Genomic DNA, 16607 nt, shown 5'->3' with positions numbered 1-16607 from the left:
GCCATGTCCGACCCGCGACCTCAACCCGCATCGGCGTCCAGTGAGCGATCCTACGAATCGCTGATCGGAAGGCTCAGCACGGAACTGGTGCCGGTGCGCCGGCTGCCGCCGCCGTCGCTGCGCACCCTGGGTTGGCTGCTTGTGGTCGCGGCCATCGCCGCGGTGTTGCTGATGCATTACGGCGTTGCCGGCATGGCGCAGCGCTTTGCCGGTACACCGGATCTTGCCTGGGCCGGCGTCGGCGCCGTGCTCACCGCGATCAGCGCAGCCTGGGCTGCCTTTGCGTTGAGCGTGCCCGGCCGACGCGCGGCCTGGGCATGGTTGCCGCTGCCCGGCGCGCTGCTGTGGATCGGTGCCAGCGGGCTGGGTTGTCTGCGTCAGGTCATAGCCCCGGGTACGCAGATATCGACGATGCATCAATCGGCGGACTGCCTGGTTTTCATCGTCGGATTCTCGATACCGCTGTCCGCGCTGATGGTCGTGTTGCTGCGCCGTGCCTATCCGCTGCGCCCGGTGCTCACCGCCGTGCTGGTGGGGCTGGCCAGTGCCGCCGCGTCGGCGAGCCTGCTGGAAATCTGCCATGCCTACGACGCGGCAGCGACCGATCTGCTGACGCATGCCGCAGCGGTCGCGTTGGTCGTTGCAGTCAATATGGCGATGGGTGGGCGGCTGCTGTCGAAAGCCTGATTTTCGCGTCTCTCGCAGGGCACGCAAGGCGCGGGCTCGGAGAGCGCAGACTCAGTCGCGGAAGTTGTCGAACTGCAGCGGCAGATCGACATCCGCCTTGCGCAAGAGGGCCATCGCGGTCTGCAGATCGTCGCGCTTCTTGCCGCTGACGCGCAGCTTGTCGCCGTTGATCTGCGCCTCGACCTTGAGCTTGGCTTCCTTCATCGAGGCGATCAGCTTTTTCGCGATCGGCTGTTCGATGCCCTGTTTGACGGTGATTTTCTGTCGGGCGCCGGCCAGGTTGGTTTCGGCATCGGCCACATCCAATGCACGCACGTCGATCTTTCGCGCTGCCAGCCGGCCGCGCAGGATGTCCATCATCTGATTGAGCTGGAACTTGCTCGCGCCGATTTGCGTGATCACGAAATCGTCCAGCTCGAATCGGGCATCGGTACCCTTGAAGTCGAAGCGCGTGGTGAGTTCGCGGTTGGCCTGGTCGACGGCATTGGTGAGTTCGTGCTTGTCGACTTCGGAAATGACGTCAAAGGAGGGCATGGCAATAACTCTCGTGGATCGGTGAACCAGTGTAAGCGATGCCGGACTGGCCGGCTGATGGATAATGCCGCATGACTAAGCGATTGAAACCGGCCCAGGCATCGTCGAAACGGGTCTATGCCATCACAGCCCAGGGCCTTTGACGTGGCCGCCATCGAAACTGACGTGCTGATTGTCGGCGCGGGCGCCGCCGGGCTGATGTGCGCCATCGCGGCGGGCCAGCGCGGGCGTAGGGTGCTGGTTGTCGATCACGCCAACCGCGTCGGCAAGAAGATCCTGATGTCGGGCGGCGGGCGCTGCAACTTCACCAACCTCGGCGTAACGCCGACGCAGTACCTGTCGGCCAATCCGCATTTCGCCAAGTCGGCGCTGGCGCGCTATACGCCGTGGGACTTCATCGCACTCGTGCAGAAGCACGGCATCGCCTATCACGAGAAGGAGCTGGGCCAGCTGTTCTGCGACGACTCCTCCAAGCAGATCGTGCGCATGCTGCTGGACGAATGCGAAGCGGCCGGCGTGACGATCGAAACCAGCTGCGATGTAAAACGCGTGCGCAAGAACGACGGCGGTTTCAGCGTGACCACCGCGCGTGGCGAGGTGCAGGCCGAATCGCTGGTGGTGGCCTGCGGCGGCCTGTCGATTCCCAGCATGGGTGCCAGCGGTTTCGGTTACGAACTGGCGCGCCAGTTCGGTCACGAGGTGTTGGCCACGCGCGCAGGCCTGGTGCCGCTGACGCTGAGCGGAAAGCACCAGGAGCATTACCAGGATTTGGCCGGCGTTGCGTTGCCGGCCGTGGAAACAAAGGTCGGCAGGCAGTCGTTTCGTGCCGGGCTGCTGTTTACCCATCGCGGTATCAGCGGTCCGTCGATTCTGCAAATTTCCTCGTACTGGCAGCCGGGCGACGATCTACGCCTCGATCTGCTGCCGGATATCGAGGCCGGTGCTTGGCTGGTTGAGCAACGCGCGGTGCGGCCGTTGGCTGAACTGAAAACCGTGCTCGGCGACGTGATGCCCAAGCGGCTGGCGCAGCGACTATGCGAGCGGTGGTTCGAGAGTCGGCCGATGCGCCAGTACCGCGAGGCCGAGCTGAGCCAGATCGGCGATCAGCTCAAGGCCTGGCCGATCACGGCCAGCGGCACCGAAGGCTATCGCACTGCCGAGGTCACCCTGGGCGGCGTCGACACCCGCGGCCTTTCGTCCTGCACGATGCAGTCCAAGCATGTGCCTGGCCTGTATTTCATCGGCGAGGTGGTCGACGTTACCGGCTGGCTGGGCGGCTACAACTTCCAGTGGGCGTGGGCCTCGGGGCAGGCGGCGGGCGAGGTGGCCTGAGAGCCTGAGTATCGCCGCTTTCGCATGATCTGAACATCGCACCTGCTCCACTTTGCCGCTGCAATGACAATGAGGAAGCATGCATGAAGGTTGGATTCATAGGTCTCGGCGCCATGGGCGCGGCGATGGCCAGCAATCTGTTGGCCGCCGGTCATACGGTAACCGTGTGGAACCGCTCCGAATCGGCCGCCGCGCCGCTGGTGTCGCTGGGTGCCAAGCTGGCGCGCACGGCCGACCGCGCCGCGCAGGGCGAAGTGCTCTGCAGCATGCTGGCCAACGACAAGGCGGTGCGCGAAACGATTCTGGACAGCGGCCTGCTCGACGCGATGGACCCCGGCACCGTGCACGTGAACCACTCGACTATTTCCGTGGCGCTCGCCAAGGAGTTGGCCGAGGAACATGCCAAGCGCGGGCTTGAATATATCGCGGCTCCGGTATTCGGTCGCCCCGACGTCGCTGCCGCCGGCAAACTCAATATCCTGGTCGCCGGCAAAGCATCGGCGGTGGAGAAGGCACGGCCGCTACTCGAAGCCATGTCGGCCAAACTGTGGCCGATGGGCGATGCGCCCGAGCGCGCCAACGTGGTGAAGATTGCCGGCAACTTCATGCTGGCGACAGCGATCGAAAGCATGGCCGAGGCGTCCGCGCTCACTCGCGCCTATGACATCAGCGCCGCCGACTTCCTCGACGTGATGACCAACACGCTGTTTGCCTCGCCGGCCTATCAGGGCTACGGCAAGCTGATTGCCGAGGAGCGTTTCAAACCGGCGGGCATGAAGCTACCGCTGGGATTGAAGGATGTCGAGCTGGCCTTGACCGCTGGCGGCAGTGCGCACGTGCCGTTGCCGCTGGCCGGCGTGGTTCGCGACAGCCTGCTCGAAGCACTGGCTGCCGGCGACGAAGACGTCGACTGGTCGGCGCTGGCGCTGGTGTCGGCGCGCCGCGCCCATCTGGAAGATCGCAAGTAGAGCGCGATAACCGAAGCCTGCGATGGAGTCAGGCGCCAGTCGAGTTCTGCTTCAATCGCCCAGTGTCCAATTCACGGTTCCCTCGATGATGGTGGCCGTGCGGCCACCGATCCATACCGAATCGCCTTCGATCGAGGCGACCAGCCGGGCATCGTGGCCCATCTCGCGACCCTGGCTGATCACGTAGCCGCGCGCCAGCTTGCCGTTCGGTTCGACTTCCGCGAGATAGGCCGCGATGCAGCCATTGGCCGCGCCTGAGGCGGGATCTTCGACGATACCGGCACCGGCGGCGAGTGCGCGGACAACGAGTTGATACTCGCTGCTCGTGCTGCGCGCAAACGCGCACACGCCCATGCTGTTGGTGGCTCTGGCCAATTCGCCAATGGCCGCATGATCGGGCTTCCATGCGCGAATGCCGGCTTCGTCCGAAATTTCGACCAGCCACCAACGACGGCCCCCTTCCACCAAGGCGGGCGGCAGCCTGCCCGGCCGGATACCAGCGAGCGCGCGAGCCAACAACGGATGCGCGTCATGACTGCTTGGCACCACCAGCTGGGGTGGCGACAGCAGCGACAGCTCGCGCTCGGCGCCGTTGCCGTGCACGCGAATCGGCAGCGTGCCGGCGCCGCACTCCTGCCACAGCTGGCCATCGCGCGGTTCGACCAGGCCGCACTCCAGCGCTGCGTGTGCGCTACCGATGCTGGGGTGGCCGGCAAACGGGATTTCCTTGTGCGGTGTAAATATGCGCACACGGTAGCTGGCCTTTGGATCCTCCGGCGGCAGCAGGAACGTTGTTTCGACAAGATTGGTCCAGCGCGCAAAGCGCTGCATGTCCTGCGCACTCCAGTCCTTGGCGTCGAGCACGACGCCAAGGTGATTGCCGCCGCCGAGGCTGGCGGTAAATACGTCGAGATGCATGTAGCGGAACGAAGTCATGGTGATCCTTGCTGATCAATCGCGCGGCGATATTTTCGACTGTGGTTGTTTTCTATAGGAGACCGTGTCGAGTCAGCGGGCTTGCGCGCGAAAGCTGCCCGCCATGTCGACAAGATGCGGCGGTAGCGCGAAGATGTCACGCTTTGCCATCTCTTGCGGAATCGTCCATGCCGGTCACTTTTATTATTATCGCCATCACCGGCATCGTGTCGTTCATGGCTTTCAAGAACAGCCGGCTGATGAACGATCTGATCCTGTGGCCGCCGGCGATCACCAGGCAGCGCGAGTACCACCGGCTGGTGACCTACGGCCTGGTGCATGCGGACTTCGGCCATCTGTTCTTCAATATGCTGACGCTGTACTTCTTCGGTCAGGTGATGGAAGGGTTCTTTGCGGGACACCTGGGCGGCTTCGGTTTTGCGCTGTTCTATATCGGCGGTCTGGTGTTCTCGATTCTTCCGACCTACGTGAAGAATCGCAACAACGCCAGCTACCGCAGCCTCGGTGCGTCGGGCGCCGTCTCGGCCGTGCTGTTCTCTTTCATTCTTCTGGCGCCATGGCAGAAAATCATCGTCTTCGTCATACCGTTGCCGGCGATCATATACGCCGTGCTTTATACGGGCTACTCGATCTTCATGGATCGACGCGGGCAGGGCAACGTCAACCATAGTGCGCACCTGTGGGGTGCGGCCTACGGTGTGATCTTCACACTGCTTATGGACTCACGTGTGCTTCCTTACTTTCTCAATCAGTTGTCACACCCGTCGTTTTGATGACTGATGCGCCCGATTTGTCGCGAAGGTGCTGGACGATGTCGTAGGGTCAGCGGTTAATATCCGAGCGATTCAAGGCGCGCATACTCGCTCTGCATAGAGCACCGTTTCATTGATCACTGCAGGAGAATCACCGCATGGCTATGAAAGGCAAGTCGGCAACGAAAAAATCCGCGACAAAAAAGGCACCGGCAAAAAGGACGGCCGCCAAGAAAACCTCGGCGAAAAAAACGGTAGCCAAGGCTGCGTCGCCCGCCAAGAAAACGGTCGCCAAGAAGGCGCCGGCTAAAAAGGCAGTGGCAAAGAAAGTCGCCGTCAAAAAGACCGCGACGAAAAAGCCGGCAGCAAAGAAGGCCGCTTCCAAGAAAGTCGCCGCGAAGAAAAAAGTCGCTGCAAAAAAGATCGTCGCCAAGAAAGCGCCGGCCAAAAAGGTCGCCGTCAAAAAAACCGCCGCAAAGAAGGTTGCGGCGAAGAAATCGGTTGCCAAAAAAGTCGTCGCCCAGAAGTCGGCGGCTCCGAAAGTCAGCAAAGTCGTTGCAAAAAAAGCGTCATCCAAGAAGACCGTCGCCAAGCCGGCCGTAAAAAAGTCTGCTGGCAAGACGGCGGCGGTCGTGCCGAAAAAGCCGCTAGCGACCAAGCCGGCCGTCAAGAAGGCGGCATCCTCGCCGAAGAAAATCAAAGCGGTGCCGCACAAGCTGCCGACCTTGCCCGAGCCGGAGATTCACCACATCAGCCCGGCCGAAGCGGTGGAGCATATTCAGGCGCTGCTGGAAGCCAAACAGGAGCGCGTACGCCAGGGGCCAACTTGGCCTGGCGCGGTAACCACGCAGCCGTCGCCCGACACGCCCGATCCGCATGCGCCCACGCCGGCGGCGGGTGGCGGCTTGTCGAGCGAAGCGGCGTTCGGCCACGCCTTGGCGCATGAGCGCGGCGACCAGTCCAAGCGCAAAGGCTGAGGCGCCGATCGAGCGCTTCAAACGTGAGCTTCTAGCATCGCGGCCGCATGGCTGGTGGGTAAATGCCCATCAGCCGTGTGTTTTTACCTCACGAGGCGTTCAAGCCCACAGGACTAACATCTGTCCATAGCTCCATCTGGAGTCGGAGACAGACGATGAAACGTATCCTTGCCCGCCTTGTTCTGCTCGCTGGAATCGTGGCTCTTTCAGGCTGCTACTACGATCCCGGCTACGGCTACGTTCGCAGCTCTGGTTACAACGGCGACGTGTATTACGGTCAGGCCGCACCGGTTTATCAGGGCGGCTACTACCCATACGATTACGGGTATTACAACAACGGCTATTACGGCTGTTGCGGTGTCGGCATCATCGGTGGCTGGTACGGCGGTTATGGCGGTCCGCGTTATTACGGCGGCGGTCGCGGTTATTATCCGGGCCGCTACGGTTACGGCGGCGGCCGCTGGTCGGGCCGGGGCCGGCCGGGCTACGGCGGTCATCCCGGCTACGGCGGCAGTCACGGTGGGGGGCATTATTCTTCGCACGGCGGAGGCAGTGGCAACCACGGCGGTCACTGAGACAGAACGCCTGGCCTGCGGCACAATCGCTGCATGGCTTGGCAAAAAGTATTTCCACGGTCGACCGGTATTCCAAGGCTCATCGTTCTCGCGACGATGGGCCTTTTGCTTGCGGCCTGTGCAAGCGTTCGATACTACGCGCAGGCCGTGCGCGGCCAGAGCGAGCTGGTGTTTCATCGTCGCAATATCGGTGCGATCGTCGCCGATCCGGCGACCGACCCCCGCCTCGCTGCGCGGCTGGCTCTGGCCGAGCGGGCGCGTCGCTTCGCTTCGCAGCACCTCGCGCTGCCCGACAATCGCAGCTACACGCGCTATGTGGATCTGCATCGCACATTCGCAGTGTGGAACGTTTTCGCCGCGCCGCGCTATTCGGTCGACCCCGTGTTGCACTGTTTCCCCATAGCCGGCTGCGTCGGCTATCGCGGCTATTTTTCTGAAGCCGACGCCAAGGCTGACGCCGATCGGTTGCGCCGGCAGGGCAACGACGTGGAGGTCGGTGGCGTCTCGGCCTACTCCACGTTGGGGTGGTTTGCCGATCCCATTCTCAGCAGCATGCTGCGCTGGGACGACGATGAGCTCGATAGCACGATCTTTCACGAGTTGGCGCATCAGCTGATCTACGTGAAGGACGACACCGCGTTCAACGAATCCTTCGCTACATTCGTACAGGATCAGGGCCTGCGCGAGTGGCGCCAGTCGCGCGGGCTGCCTGCGAAAAATGGCCGCGACGAGGCCATGGAAAACGGTTTCACCACGCTGGTACTGGACTTGCGCGAACGCTTGAAAAGGCTTTACGCCAGCGACTTGGATCAACCGACGATGGAGGCGTGCAAGCAGCGCGAGATCGCTGCGTTCCGCGCACGTTACGCGCAATGGCGAGATCGCGACTGGCCAGGTAAGCATGGCTACGATGCCTGGGTGGCGGCGCCGATCAACAACGCACGGCTGGTGCCTTTCGGTTTGTACGATCAGTGGACACCGGCATTCGCGGCGCTGTTCAAACAGTCGCAGGGGCAGTGGCCGGCGTTTTATCGGCGCGTGCGTGAGCTGTCGCGGCAGCCAAAGCGGCAGCGCGACGACCTGTTGGCTGCGTTGAACGGGCGCGCCTGAGTCGTTCCTGTCCGGTCGACCGCTTGGCTTTTCGGTACGCAGACCCATCTCGCTCCTTGATAGAGAAAGGTTGCCGAATGCCCATGTCCGATACCGCCGTGCCCGAGTTTTTTCATCGCTTTCCCATGAAAAAGGTGAGCGACGCTTCGCTGGATGACGTATTGCGCGAAGAGGGGGCACCGGTCGGCATTCTGTTTCTATGGGGGCGCGACTGCCCCAACTGCGATATCGCCAAGCGCGCCATGCTGCTGGCGCTGGATCGGTTCCAGTGGCCGCAGGTCCGATGGATGCACGACAACGTTTACGAAGACCCGACCATGGCTACGCGCTTTGGATTGCACGGCATCCCGGCTTTTATTGTCTTCCGTGGAGCCCGCAAGATCGGCCGGATTACCGAGTGGCCCGGCGCGCAACTCTTTCTTTCGGCGATCGAAAATCAGATAGCCATGGTCGAAACCGTTTGAAAGCCTGTCGCTTGGCTGAACGACGGACGGATGTATACGTTGAACTCACGCGAGCGTGGACACACTAAGCCTGTGAATCGCCGTGACGGCGACCAGAAGTGAGACAAAACATCGCTCACTGAGGGGCTGCTTTTCCTCCCCTGGACGCAGCCCGACAAGCCCCACCGGTCCTCCCCTGGCCAGTGGGGTTTTTTTTGCCCTGAATGTGTAAGAGCCTGTTCAAAGTCTCCACGTAGCTCGCGCCGGGAGCTGTTTGCACGCAGGAATGGGGCAAACAGACCCGGCCCTGCGGGTTGCCTCGCTGTTGGTCGCCGGGCGGCAGCGGCGAGGCAACGCGAGCTACGTGGCGACTTTGAACAGGCTCTAAGGAGACATGGTCGAAAGGCCGGGCGCATTCGATGGACGACCGAAGCGCTGCGAGATGGATAATGAGCCACTGCTCCCATGCGCGCCTCCGGCCAAGTCACCGATGATCATCGAATCGCTGCTCGATACCGACCTCTACAAGTTTTCGATGATGCAGGTGGTGTTGCATCAATACCCGGCCGCACAGGTCGAGTATCGCTTCAAGTGCCGCAATCCGGGCATCGATCTGGTGCCGTATATCGACGACATCCGCACCGAGCTGACAGCGCTGTGCCAGCTGCGCTTCACGCCGGACGAGCTTTTGTATTTGCGCAGCTGGCGCTTTCTGAAAAGCGACTTCGTCGATTTTCTCGATCTGTTCCATCTGAACGAAAAGTACGTCGAGATCACGCCTTCGGCATCCGGCAACGGTGAAATCGAGATCCGCATTCGTGGACCGTGGCTGCACACGATTTTGTTCGAAGTGCCGCTGCTGGCCATCGTCAACGAAGTGTACTTTCGCCACGTCAGCGCTGGGCTGGAGCTGTCCGAAGGTCGTCGGCGGCTGCAGAAAAAGATCGCGCTGCTGCGCGATACGCCGGACTACGGCGGCTGCCGCATCGCCGATTACGGCACGCGGCGGCGTTACTCGCGCGCATGGCAGCGCGAGGTGGTGACCACGCTGCGCGACGGGCTGGGCACGCAGCTCACCGGCACGAGCAATGTGTTGCTGGCGCGCGACCTCGGGCTGACTCCGCTGGGCACGCTGGCCCATGAGTACCTGCAGGCGCATCAGGCGCTGGGACCGCGTCTGCGCGACTCGCAGGTCGCCGCGCTGGAAGCGTGGGCGAAGGAGTACCGCGGCGATCTGGGCATCGCGCTCTCGGACGTCTACGGCTTCAGCGCCTTTCTGCGCGATTTCGATATGTATTTCTGCAAGCTTTTCGACGGTACCCGACACGATTCCGGCGAACCCTTCGACTGGGGTGAGCGGATGCTGGCGCACTATCAGGCGAACCGGGTCGATCCGCGCAGCAAGGTGCTGGTATTCAGCGACGGACTGGATATTCCCAAGGTGATGCAGCTTTATGCCCACTTCCGTGGGCGCTGCCTGCTGGCATTCGGTGTCGGCACCAACCTCACCAACGACGTGGGGCCGACGGCGCTCAATATCGTCATCAAGATGACCCGCTGCAACGGTCAGCCGGTGGCCAAGCTCAGCGATTCGCCGGGCAAGGACATGTGCGACGACGAGGCTTACGTGACCTACCTGCGCCAGGTGTTCGAGATTCCGGCCAAGCCGGCGGTATAGGTCGGTCCTCCGGCGCGAGCGCGTTCAGAACGCTGGCAGCACCGCGCCGTGGTAGTGCTGCTCAATGAAGGTTTTGATCTCGGGGCTGGTCAATGCCTTGGCCAGCTTCTGCACCCGCGGATCGTCCTTGTTGTCTTCGCGGCCGACGAGATAGTTCACGTATGGTGAGTTTTTGTCTTCGATCAGCAGCGCGTCCTTGGTCGGATTCAGGCCGGCAGCGAGCGCGTAGTTGGTATTGATCAGGGCCAGATCCACCTCGTCCAGCGTGCGCGGCAGCATCGCGGCTTCGAGCTCGCGAAACTTCAGATGCTTCGGATTGGCGGTGATGTCTTTCTCGGTAGCCATCTCGTCGTTCGGGTCTTTCAGCGTGATCAACCCGTGCTTGGCAAGCAGCAGCAGTGCGCGGCTGTTGTTGCTCGGGTCGTTGGGTAGGGTCACGCTGGCGCCGTCGGGCAGTTGATCGATGCTCTTGTACTTGCGCGAGTAGGCGCCGAACGGTTCGATGTGCACGCCGGTGACGATCACCAAGTGCGTGCCACGCTCGTGGTTGAACGCATCCAGATAGGGCTTGGTCTGAAAATAGTTCAGGTCGATGTTTTTCTCGGCCACCTGGGAGTTGGGCTGCACGTAGTCGGCAAACACCTTGATCTGCAGATCGACACCTTCTTTCGCGAGTATCGGCTTGACCTGCTTGAGGATCTCCGCGTGCGGAATCGCCGTGGCGGCAACTGTCAGGGTGTTCGAATCACCCTCGACGCCACTGCCGCTATGGGCGGAGCAGCCTGCCAACGCAAGCAGTACGACGACAGCGGCGATGAGTTTTTTCATGACGGTTGGCTTTGTGCGGCGCACAAGAATAGCCGTCCATACCGCCAAATGCAAAACGGAGGAGTAGCGTTCAGCGCCGCCCGTAGTACGCCACGACGCGGTCGCCCAGCATTTGCAGCAGCTGTACCAGCACGATCAGCAGGGCCACGGTGACCAGCATGTAGTCGGACTTGTAGCTGAGATAGCCGTAGCGGTAGGCCAGATCGCCGAGTCCGCCCGAGCCGATCGCACCGCCCATCGCGGTGTAACCGACCAGCGCGATGGCCGTGACGGTCACGCCGGCCAGCAGGCCGCCGCGCGCTTCCGGCAGCAGCACATGTCGGACGATCTGCCACAGGCTGGCCCCCATCGCCTGACTGGCTTCGATCACGCCATGCTCGACCTCGCGCAGGGCCGTCTCGACCAGGCGTGCGAAGAACGGGGCGGCACCGATCACCAGCGGCGGAATGGCCCCACGAATGCCCAGCTTGGTGCCTACCAGAAAATAGGTCACCGGCATCAGCACGATCATCAGGATGATGAAGGGTACCGAGCGCAGGATATTCACCAGCAGCGACGCGATGGCATAGAGCTTTGGCATCGGGCGTAGCTGGCCGCGGCCGGTGAGATACAGCAGCACGCCCAGCGGCAGGCCGAGGATGATGGTGAGCAGCAGAGAACCGCCGAGCATCAGCAGCGTATCGATGCAGGCATGGCCGATTTCGCCCCAGTCGTCGATATTCGGGAACAGCGCCTGCAGAATCGGCGTGGCGTGGATCGCATGCGTTGTCATGGGCGCAACTCCTCTATCTCGATACCTGCTTTGCGCAGCGCGGACATCGCTGCGTCGATGCGCTCGCCCTGCATCGCCAGCGTGAGCTGGCCGTAAGGCATGTCTTTGATGCGGTCGATGCGCCCGGCGAGCAGGTTGAAATCGATACCGGTATCGCGCGCCACCTGGCCCAATACCGGCGTCCAAGTGGCGTCGCCTCGAAAGCTCAGCCGCAGGATGCGCCCCGGCACGCGCGCAAAGGCGGCTTCGTCGCCGATGGTTTCCTCCGGCAGCGCCTCGTTGACGAAGCGCTTGGTGGTGGCGTGCTGCGGATGCAGAAAGACGTCGATCACGCTGCCGCGCTCCACAATCTCGCCCGCGTCCAGCACGGCAACGCGATCGCAGACCCGACGCACCACGTCCATCTCGTGCGTGATCAGCACGATGGTGAGCTTGAGTTCGCGATTGATCTCGGCCAGCAGATCCAGCACCGACGCCGTGGTCTGCGGATCGAGCGCGCTGGTGGCTTCGTCGCACAACAAAATCGACGGTCTATTGGCCAGCGCACGAGCAATGCCGACACGCTGCTTCTGGCCGCCGGAGAGCTGCGAGGGATATTTGTCGGCGTGATCGGTCAGGCCGACCCGCGCCAGCAGCTCGTCCACGCGCTGGCGCAGAACGGCGGCGTCGCGTTCGCCGGCCAGGCGCATCGGAAAGGCCACATTGTCGGCCACGGTCTGTGAGGCGAGCAGATTGAAGTGCTGGAAAATCATGCCGATACGGCGGCGCTGTGCGCGCAGCGCCGGCTCGGCCAATGCGGTCATTTCGGTATCGCCGACGAAGATGGTGCCGCCACTGGGGCGTTCCAGCAGATTGATCAGCCGTATAAGCGTCGATTTGCCCGCGCCGGAGAGGCCGATGATGCCGAATACCTCGCCATCGGCCACTTCGAGGCTGAAAGGCTGCAGCGCCGGGATGTCGCGACCGTCGACGCGGTAGGACTTGTGCACATCAACGAAGCGGATCACGGCGTAACCTGGCTTTTGCGCTAAACCCGCATTCTATGCCACGGACGTCATCGGCGATGGCGTAGACTTCAGGCAGTTGACCCAACAGCAGGAGCGAGCCGTATGTCCAGCGTCTACGATTTCACCGTCCGCGATATCGATGGCCATGAGCGCTCGCTCGGCGAGTTTCGCGGGAAAACCCTGCTGATCGTCAACGTGGCTTCCAAGTGCGGGTTCACTCCGCAGTACAAGGGCTTGGAAAACCTCTGGCAGGATCAGCGCGACAAAGGGCTTGTGGTACTGGGCTTTCCCTGCGACCAGTTCGGTCATCAGGAGCCGGGCGACGCGGAAGAAATCAAGACGTTTTGCAGCACCCGCTACGACGTCACTTTCCCGATGTTCGCCAAGATCGAAGTCAATGGCGACCATGCCGATCCGCTTTATCAGTGGCTGAAAAGCGAAGGGAAGGGCATTCTCGGCAGCGAATCGGTCAAGTGGAACTTCACCAAGTTCCTCGTCGATGAAAACGGCCAGGTCGTGAAGCGCTATGCGCCGACCGATACGCCGGAAAAGATCGGTAAGGACACGCTGGCACGCCTGGGCGGTTAAAGGCGGTTCCCATATCGACGCGGCGCACGCCGAGGTCAGCTGCGCCCGTGGAAATTGGCCAGCAGCAGGGCGATAGCGTCGACATCGGCGCCGGCACTGGGCCCGTCGGCCGGCGGCTCGTAATTGTTGAGCATGATCGCGAAAGCCAGCCGCTCGCCGGCGGCGCTGGTCACGTACCCGACCAGGCAATGCACGTAGGTCATGCTGCCGGTCTTGGCATGGACGTTGTTTTCCGCCGCGGTGTGGCGCAGCTGGCCGGCGAGTGTGCCGTCGATGCCGGCAATCGGTAGCGCATCGCGCAGTTGCGCCGCATACGGTTGCGCCGCCAGGTAGGTCAGCAGCCGCACCATCGCCATGGGCGTGACCAAGTCACGCCGCGAGAGTCCGGTGCCTTCGTCGATCAGGCTGGTTGCCGGCGGCATGCCGATAGTGGCCAACAGCTGCTGCATCGCCTTCACCGACCATTGCTCGGTGCTGGCGAAGGGCACGATGCCGGTGGTCGCTTCCGTAGCCTGCTGATGGGCACCGACGCTGAGAAATAGATTTTGCAGGTAGAGGTTCTGCGAGCGCTTCAGCCCTCGCTGTAGTATGTCCATCAGCGGCGGCGAGCGAATTTCGGCCAGAACTTCCGCCCGTGAGACCAGAGCGGCATCGTCCTGTGGCCAGTGCAGCGCGCGCACCTGGCCGGCGACGGGAATGCCGCGGTCGGCCAGCGCCTTTCGCAGCTGTGCGCCGGCCACTAGCGCCGGGTCGGGCAGGGACAGCTTGAAGTGCTGCGGCGGCGTTTTCGCCGGGACGGTGCCAAAGGCGTAAAGCGCGTCGTCGCCCGGCGCGCGATACAGGTTGATATCGCCAGGCGTGCGCGACAGCGTGGTCGTCACTTGGCCGAGCAGCGACATTTTCGCGTCGACAGGATCAAAGCTGAGGCTCGCCGGAAGACCCGCGGCGGATGCCGGCGTGAGCGTGATATCGACGATATTTTCGCCCACGCTGAGGGCCGATGACGGCACCGCGAACCAGCTTTGCAGATCGCCCGCTTCCCAGCCCGAGCCGAAGGTCGGCCCGGTGAAGTAGCTGTCGTCGGCGATCAGATCACCGTGAACCTGCCGCACGCCGCGCCGATACAGCTGCTCGGCCAGCTGTGTCGCCCAGTCGGCGCTGCTGGCCGTACCCAGCGTCGGGTCGCCCATGCCGTACAGCACCAACGGACCGTTTAGGCGTCCATCATGGATCGTCTCGGTGGAGAGCAGGCGGGTCGGTATCTGATATGCAGTCCCCAGGGTCGACAGCGCCAGCGCGGCGGTAAAAAGCTTGGCGGTCGAAGCTGGCTGCATCAGCTGATCGGCGCGGTGAGCGTAAAGCGTCCGGCCGCTGTCCAGCGAAACGACCGAGATTCCCCAGCTAGCCGAGGCAAATCGGGGCAGGCTGATCTGGCTGTCGATCTGTGTCGCCAATGCAGCTTCGCTGGTCGTGCGTACCTGGGGCGTCGCAGCGGCTGCGGCCGCCGCGAGCCAGCAAGCGCAGGCCAGCAGGCCAGTGGCAAAAAGGCGTCGGCGCGGTTCTGGTGCAGGACTCATGATTCAGTATCGCCAATCCTGCGGCATCTTGCTCACGGCTATTTCGCCATGTTCTGGTAGCCTTCGGTCTTCGTGTCGGCACCTGGCCGGCGGACTCACACCTATTCGCGAGACTTTCATGCAAATTGCTCCCAACGCCGTCGCCGCCTTCCACTACACGCTTACCGACGATCAGGGCAAGGTCGTCGACAGCTCCGAGGGTCGCGAGCCGCTGACCTATCTGCACGGCACGGGGCAGATCGTGCCCGGCCTGGAGAAGCAGATGGAAGGTCGCAAAGTGGGCGACAAGTTCAATGCCGACGTGTCGCCTGAAGAGGGCTACGGGGTGCATCACGACGAGCTGGTCCAGGAAGTGCCCAAAGAGGCCTTCCAGGGCGTCGAAGACATCCAGCCCGGGATGCAGTTTCAGGGCCGCGGCCCGCAGGGCGAAATCAACGTCACGGTGACCAAGGTCGAAGGCAATACGGTATTCATCGACGGCAACCACCCACTAGCGGGCCAGACGCTGCATTTCGCCATCGAAGTGACCGGCGTGCGTGCGGCTACAGCCGAAGAGCTCGAACATGGTCACGTTCACGGTGAGGGTGGCCATCACCACTAAGAGCATTGTGAACAGGCGCGCACTGCGGCCGTCATGCAGCGACACCTGAACATTGCCATTGTTGGTTACGGCGCGGCTGGACAGGCCGCGTCGTTGTTTTTGTCGGATCAAGGTCATGCGCTGAGCGTCTTCGAGCAGGCGTCGTCGCCCGGACCGGTGGGCGCCGGCTTCCTGCTTCAGCCGACCGGATTGCGGGTGCTGTCACGGCTCGGGCTGAGTTCACGGGCACTGGCTGTGGGCCAGCGGATTGATCGCCTGTACGGCTGCAACGCCAGCGGTCGTTGCGTCATGGATATGCGCTATGCCGATCATTCGCCTGGATGCTTCGGCCTCGGCATGAGCCGCGGAAGCCTCTTCACGGTATTGCGTGATGCATGGCCGGACGCCGGGCGCCTGCATGCCGGGGTGCGGGTGGAAAGCATCGGCACAGACGGCCGCCATCTGATCGATGGCGAGGGCCATCGCCACGGCCCGTTCGATTTGATCGTGGTTGGCGACGGAGCGCATTCGCGATTGCGCGAGGCCACGCCCGCACGGGTAAAGCGTCAACGTATCTATCCCTGGGGAGCTATGTGGTGCCTGCTGCCGGCAGACGGCTGGCAACATCCCTCCATGCTGCAGCAGCGCTATCACGGCGCCAGGGAGATGATCGGCCTTTTGCCGGTGGGACAGCGTGCGGACTGCGGCGGCCGCTGGCTGACCTTTTTCTTTAGTCTGCCCGGCGAGCATGTTGATGGTTTTGATGCGGATGCGCTGACTCGAATGCGCGAAAGGATCCGGGTGCTGTGGCCAGAAGTGATGCCACTACTCCATGGCATGGATGAGCCGGCGCGTTTTCATCGGGCCCGATATCGGGATGTTGTTCTCGGCAAGCCCATCGGCGGCAACGTGATCTTTATCGGCGACGCCGCTCATGCGATGAGCCCCCAGCTGGGGCAGGGCGTCAACATGGCACTGCTGGATGCGGAGGCTCTAGCCGATGCGCTGGCGGTGTCCGCGCACGTTGACGAAGCATTGCTGCGCTATCAGCAAACGCGCCGCTCGCACCTGGCGGTCTACCAACAGTTGAGTCGCTGGCTGACGCCGCTGTTTCAATCCGACCACGGGAGCCTCGCGCTTCTGCGGGATACGTGTTTCGGCCCACTGGGCCGTCTCCCGCTGACGCGTGGACAGATGTTGAAAATCCTCACCGGCACCAAACAGGCCTGGTGGCGCTGATCGACTGGGGCCGGTCATCTGCCC

The 16607-nt window shown here is 62.6% G+C and carries 19 protein-coding genes; 12 read left to right on the top strand and 7 right to left on the bottom strand.

The features are described 5' to 3' along the window. The first annotated feature begins 3 nt into the window (after positions 1-3). Positions 4-687, top strand: coding sequence for an NrsF family protein (locus tag HDE78_RS04340; protein WP_179477561.1), 684 nt, complete (start codon positions 4-6; stop codon positions 685-687). A 51-nt stretch (positions 688-738) separates the two neighbouring features. Here the strand turns inward: HDE78_RS04340 and HDE78_RS04335 are convergent, their stop codons facing one another. Then, positions 739-1221 carry a YajQ family cyclic di-GMP-binding protein gene (locus tag HDE78_RS04335; protein WP_179477301.1) on the bottom strand — a complete coding sequence of 161 codons (483 nt, stop codon included), beginning with the start codon at positions 1219-1221 and terminating at the stop codon, positions 739-741. A gap of 153 nt (positions 1222-1374) precedes the next feature. Here HDE78_RS04335 and HDE78_RS04330 point away from each other — a divergent pair, with 153 nt between their 5' ends. Both HDE78_RS04330 and HDE78_RS04325 read left to right on the top strand, forming a co-directional pair. Further along, positions 1375-2553 (top strand): NAD(P)/FAD-dependent oxidoreductase, encoded by a 1179-nt coding sequence (locus HDE78_RS04330; protein ID WP_345776033.1) that lies wholly within the window; start codon positions 1375-1377, stop codon positions 2551-2553. A gap of 83 nt (positions 2554-2636) precedes the next feature. Beyond that, a complete protein-coding gene (locus HDE78_RS04325; RefSeq protein ID WP_179477299.1) occupies positions 2637-3521 on the top strand; it encodes an NAD(P)-dependent oxidoreductase in 885 nt (294 codons plus the stop codon). 51 nt (positions 3522-3572) lie between these two features. On the opposite strand, the gene HDE78_RS04320 is transcribed toward HDE78_RS04325, so the two are convergent. Then, positions 3573-4457, bottom strand: a complete 885-nt coding sequence (locus HDE78_RS04320; RefSeq protein ID WP_179477298.1) for a PhzF family phenazine biosynthesis protein — start codon at positions 4455-4457, stop codon at positions 3573-3575. Between the two features lie 167 nt (positions 4458-4624). On the opposite strand from HDE78_RS04320, the gene HDE78_RS04315 reads away from it, so the two are divergent. After that, complete coding sequence (locus tag HDE78_RS04315; protein WP_179477297.1) at positions 4625-5230, top strand: rhomboid family intramembrane serine protease; 606 nt, start codon at positions 4625-4627, stop codon at positions 5228-5230. A gap of 130 nt (positions 5231-5360) precedes the next feature. On the opposite strand, the gene HDE78_RS20990 is transcribed toward HDE78_RS04315, so the two are convergent. Next, entirely contained in the window at positions 5361-5909 is a 549-nt protein-coding gene (locus HDE78_RS20990) for a hypothetical protein (protein WP_255457623.1), read from the bottom strand. A gap of 4 nt (positions 5910-5913) precedes the next feature. Here HDE78_RS20990 and HDE78_RS20985 point away from each other — a divergent pair, with 4 nt between their 5' ends. The 5 genes from HDE78_RS20985 to pncB all read left to right on the top strand — a co-directional run bounded on the left by HDE78_RS20985 (position 5914) and on the right by pncB (position 9992). Beyond that, positions 5914-6186 carry a hypothetical protein gene (locus tag HDE78_RS20985; RefSeq protein WP_255457622.1) on the top strand — a complete coding sequence of 91 codons (273 nt, stop codon included), beginning with the start codon at positions 5914-5916 and terminating at the stop codon, positions 6184-6186. A gap of 155 nt (positions 6187-6341) precedes the next feature. After that, a complete protein-coding gene (locus HDE78_RS04305; protein ID WP_218862023.1) occupies positions 6342-6761 on the top strand; it encodes a hypothetical protein in 420 nt (139 codons plus the stop codon). A gap of 96 nt (positions 6762-6857) precedes the next feature. Continuing rightward, positions 6858-7871, top strand: a complete 1014-nt coding sequence (locus HDE78_RS04300; RefSeq protein WP_179477296.1) for an aminopeptidase — start codon at positions 6858-6860, stop codon at positions 7869-7871. Positions 7872-7954: 83 nt separating this feature from the next. After that, entirely contained in the window at positions 7955-8335 is a 381-nt protein-coding gene (locus tag HDE78_RS04295) for a thioredoxin family protein (protein ID WP_179477295.1), read from the top strand. 469 nt (positions 8336-8804) lie between these two features. Next, positions 8805-9992: a nicotinate phosphoribosyltransferase gene (gene pncB / locus HDE78_RS04290; RefSeq protein WP_179477294.1), complete on the top strand. Its 1188-nt coding sequence runs from the start codon at positions 8805-8807 to the stop codon at positions 9990-9992. A 24-nt stretch (positions 9993-10016) separates the two neighbouring features. Here pncB and HDE78_RS04285 read toward each other — a convergent pair whose 3' ends face one another. From HDE78_RS04285 to HDE78_RS04275, 3 genes are all read right to left on the bottom strand, one after another. Next, on the bottom strand, positions 10017-10820 hold the full coding sequence (locus tag HDE78_RS04285; protein WP_179477293.1) for a MetQ/NlpA family ABC transporter substrate-binding protein: 804 nt from the start codon (positions 10818-10820) through the stop codon (positions 10017-10019). Positions 10821-10890: 70 nt separating this feature from the next. After that, positions 10891-11592: a methionine ABC transporter permease gene (locus tag HDE78_RS04280; protein WP_179477292.1), complete on the bottom strand. Its 702-nt coding sequence runs from the start codon at positions 11590-11592 to the stop codon at positions 10891-10893. After that, positions 11589-12599 (bottom strand): methionine ABC transporter ATP-binding protein, encoded by a 1011-nt coding sequence (locus tag HDE78_RS04275; protein ID WP_179477291.1) that lies wholly within the window; start codon positions 12597-12599, stop codon positions 11589-11591. The genes HDE78_RS04280 and HDE78_RS04275 overlap by 4 nt, the downstream gene beginning before the upstream one ends. Before the next feature lie 102 nt (positions 12600-12701). Here HDE78_RS04275 and HDE78_RS04270 point away from each other — a divergent pair, with 102 nt between their 5' ends. Further along, positions 12702-13187 carry a glutathione peroxidase gene (locus tag HDE78_RS04270; protein ID WP_179477290.1) on the top strand — a complete coding sequence of 162 codons (486 nt, stop codon included), beginning with the start codon at positions 12702-12704 and terminating at the stop codon, positions 13185-13187. A gap of 35 nt (positions 13188-13222) precedes the next feature. Here HDE78_RS04270 and dacB read toward each other — a convergent pair whose 3' ends face one another. Then, positions 13223-14764 (bottom strand): D-alanyl-D-alanine carboxypeptidase/D-alanyl-D-alanine-endopeptidase, encoded by a 1542-nt coding sequence (gene dacB, locus HDE78_RS04265; RefSeq protein ID WP_179477289.1) that lies wholly within the window; start codon positions 14762-14764, stop codon positions 13223-13225. 118 nt (positions 14765-14882) lie between these two features. On the opposite strand from dacB, the gene HDE78_RS04260 reads away from it, so the two are divergent. Then, the gene (locus HDE78_RS04260; RefSeq protein WP_179477288.1) at positions 14883-15365 is read left to right on the top strand and encodes a peptidylprolyl isomerase; all 483 of its coding nucleotides are present in this window, start codon (positions 14883-14885) and stop codon (positions 15363-15365) included. 33 nt (positions 15366-15398) lie between these two features. After that, positions 15399-16583, top strand: coding sequence for an NAD(P)/FAD-dependent oxidoreductase (locus HDE78_RS04255; RefSeq protein ID WP_179477287.1), 1185 nt, complete (start codon positions 15399-15401; stop codon positions 16581-16583). The last annotated feature ends 24 nt before the right edge of the window (positions 16584-16607 follow it).

This window comes from Rhodanobacter sp. K2T2 (assembly GCF_013408815.1).
GTDB lineage: Bacteria > Pseudomonadota > Gammaproteobacteria > Xanthomonadales > Rhodanobacteraceae > Rhodanobacter.
This window is presented reverse-complemented; position numbering and strand designations above follow the sequence as displayed.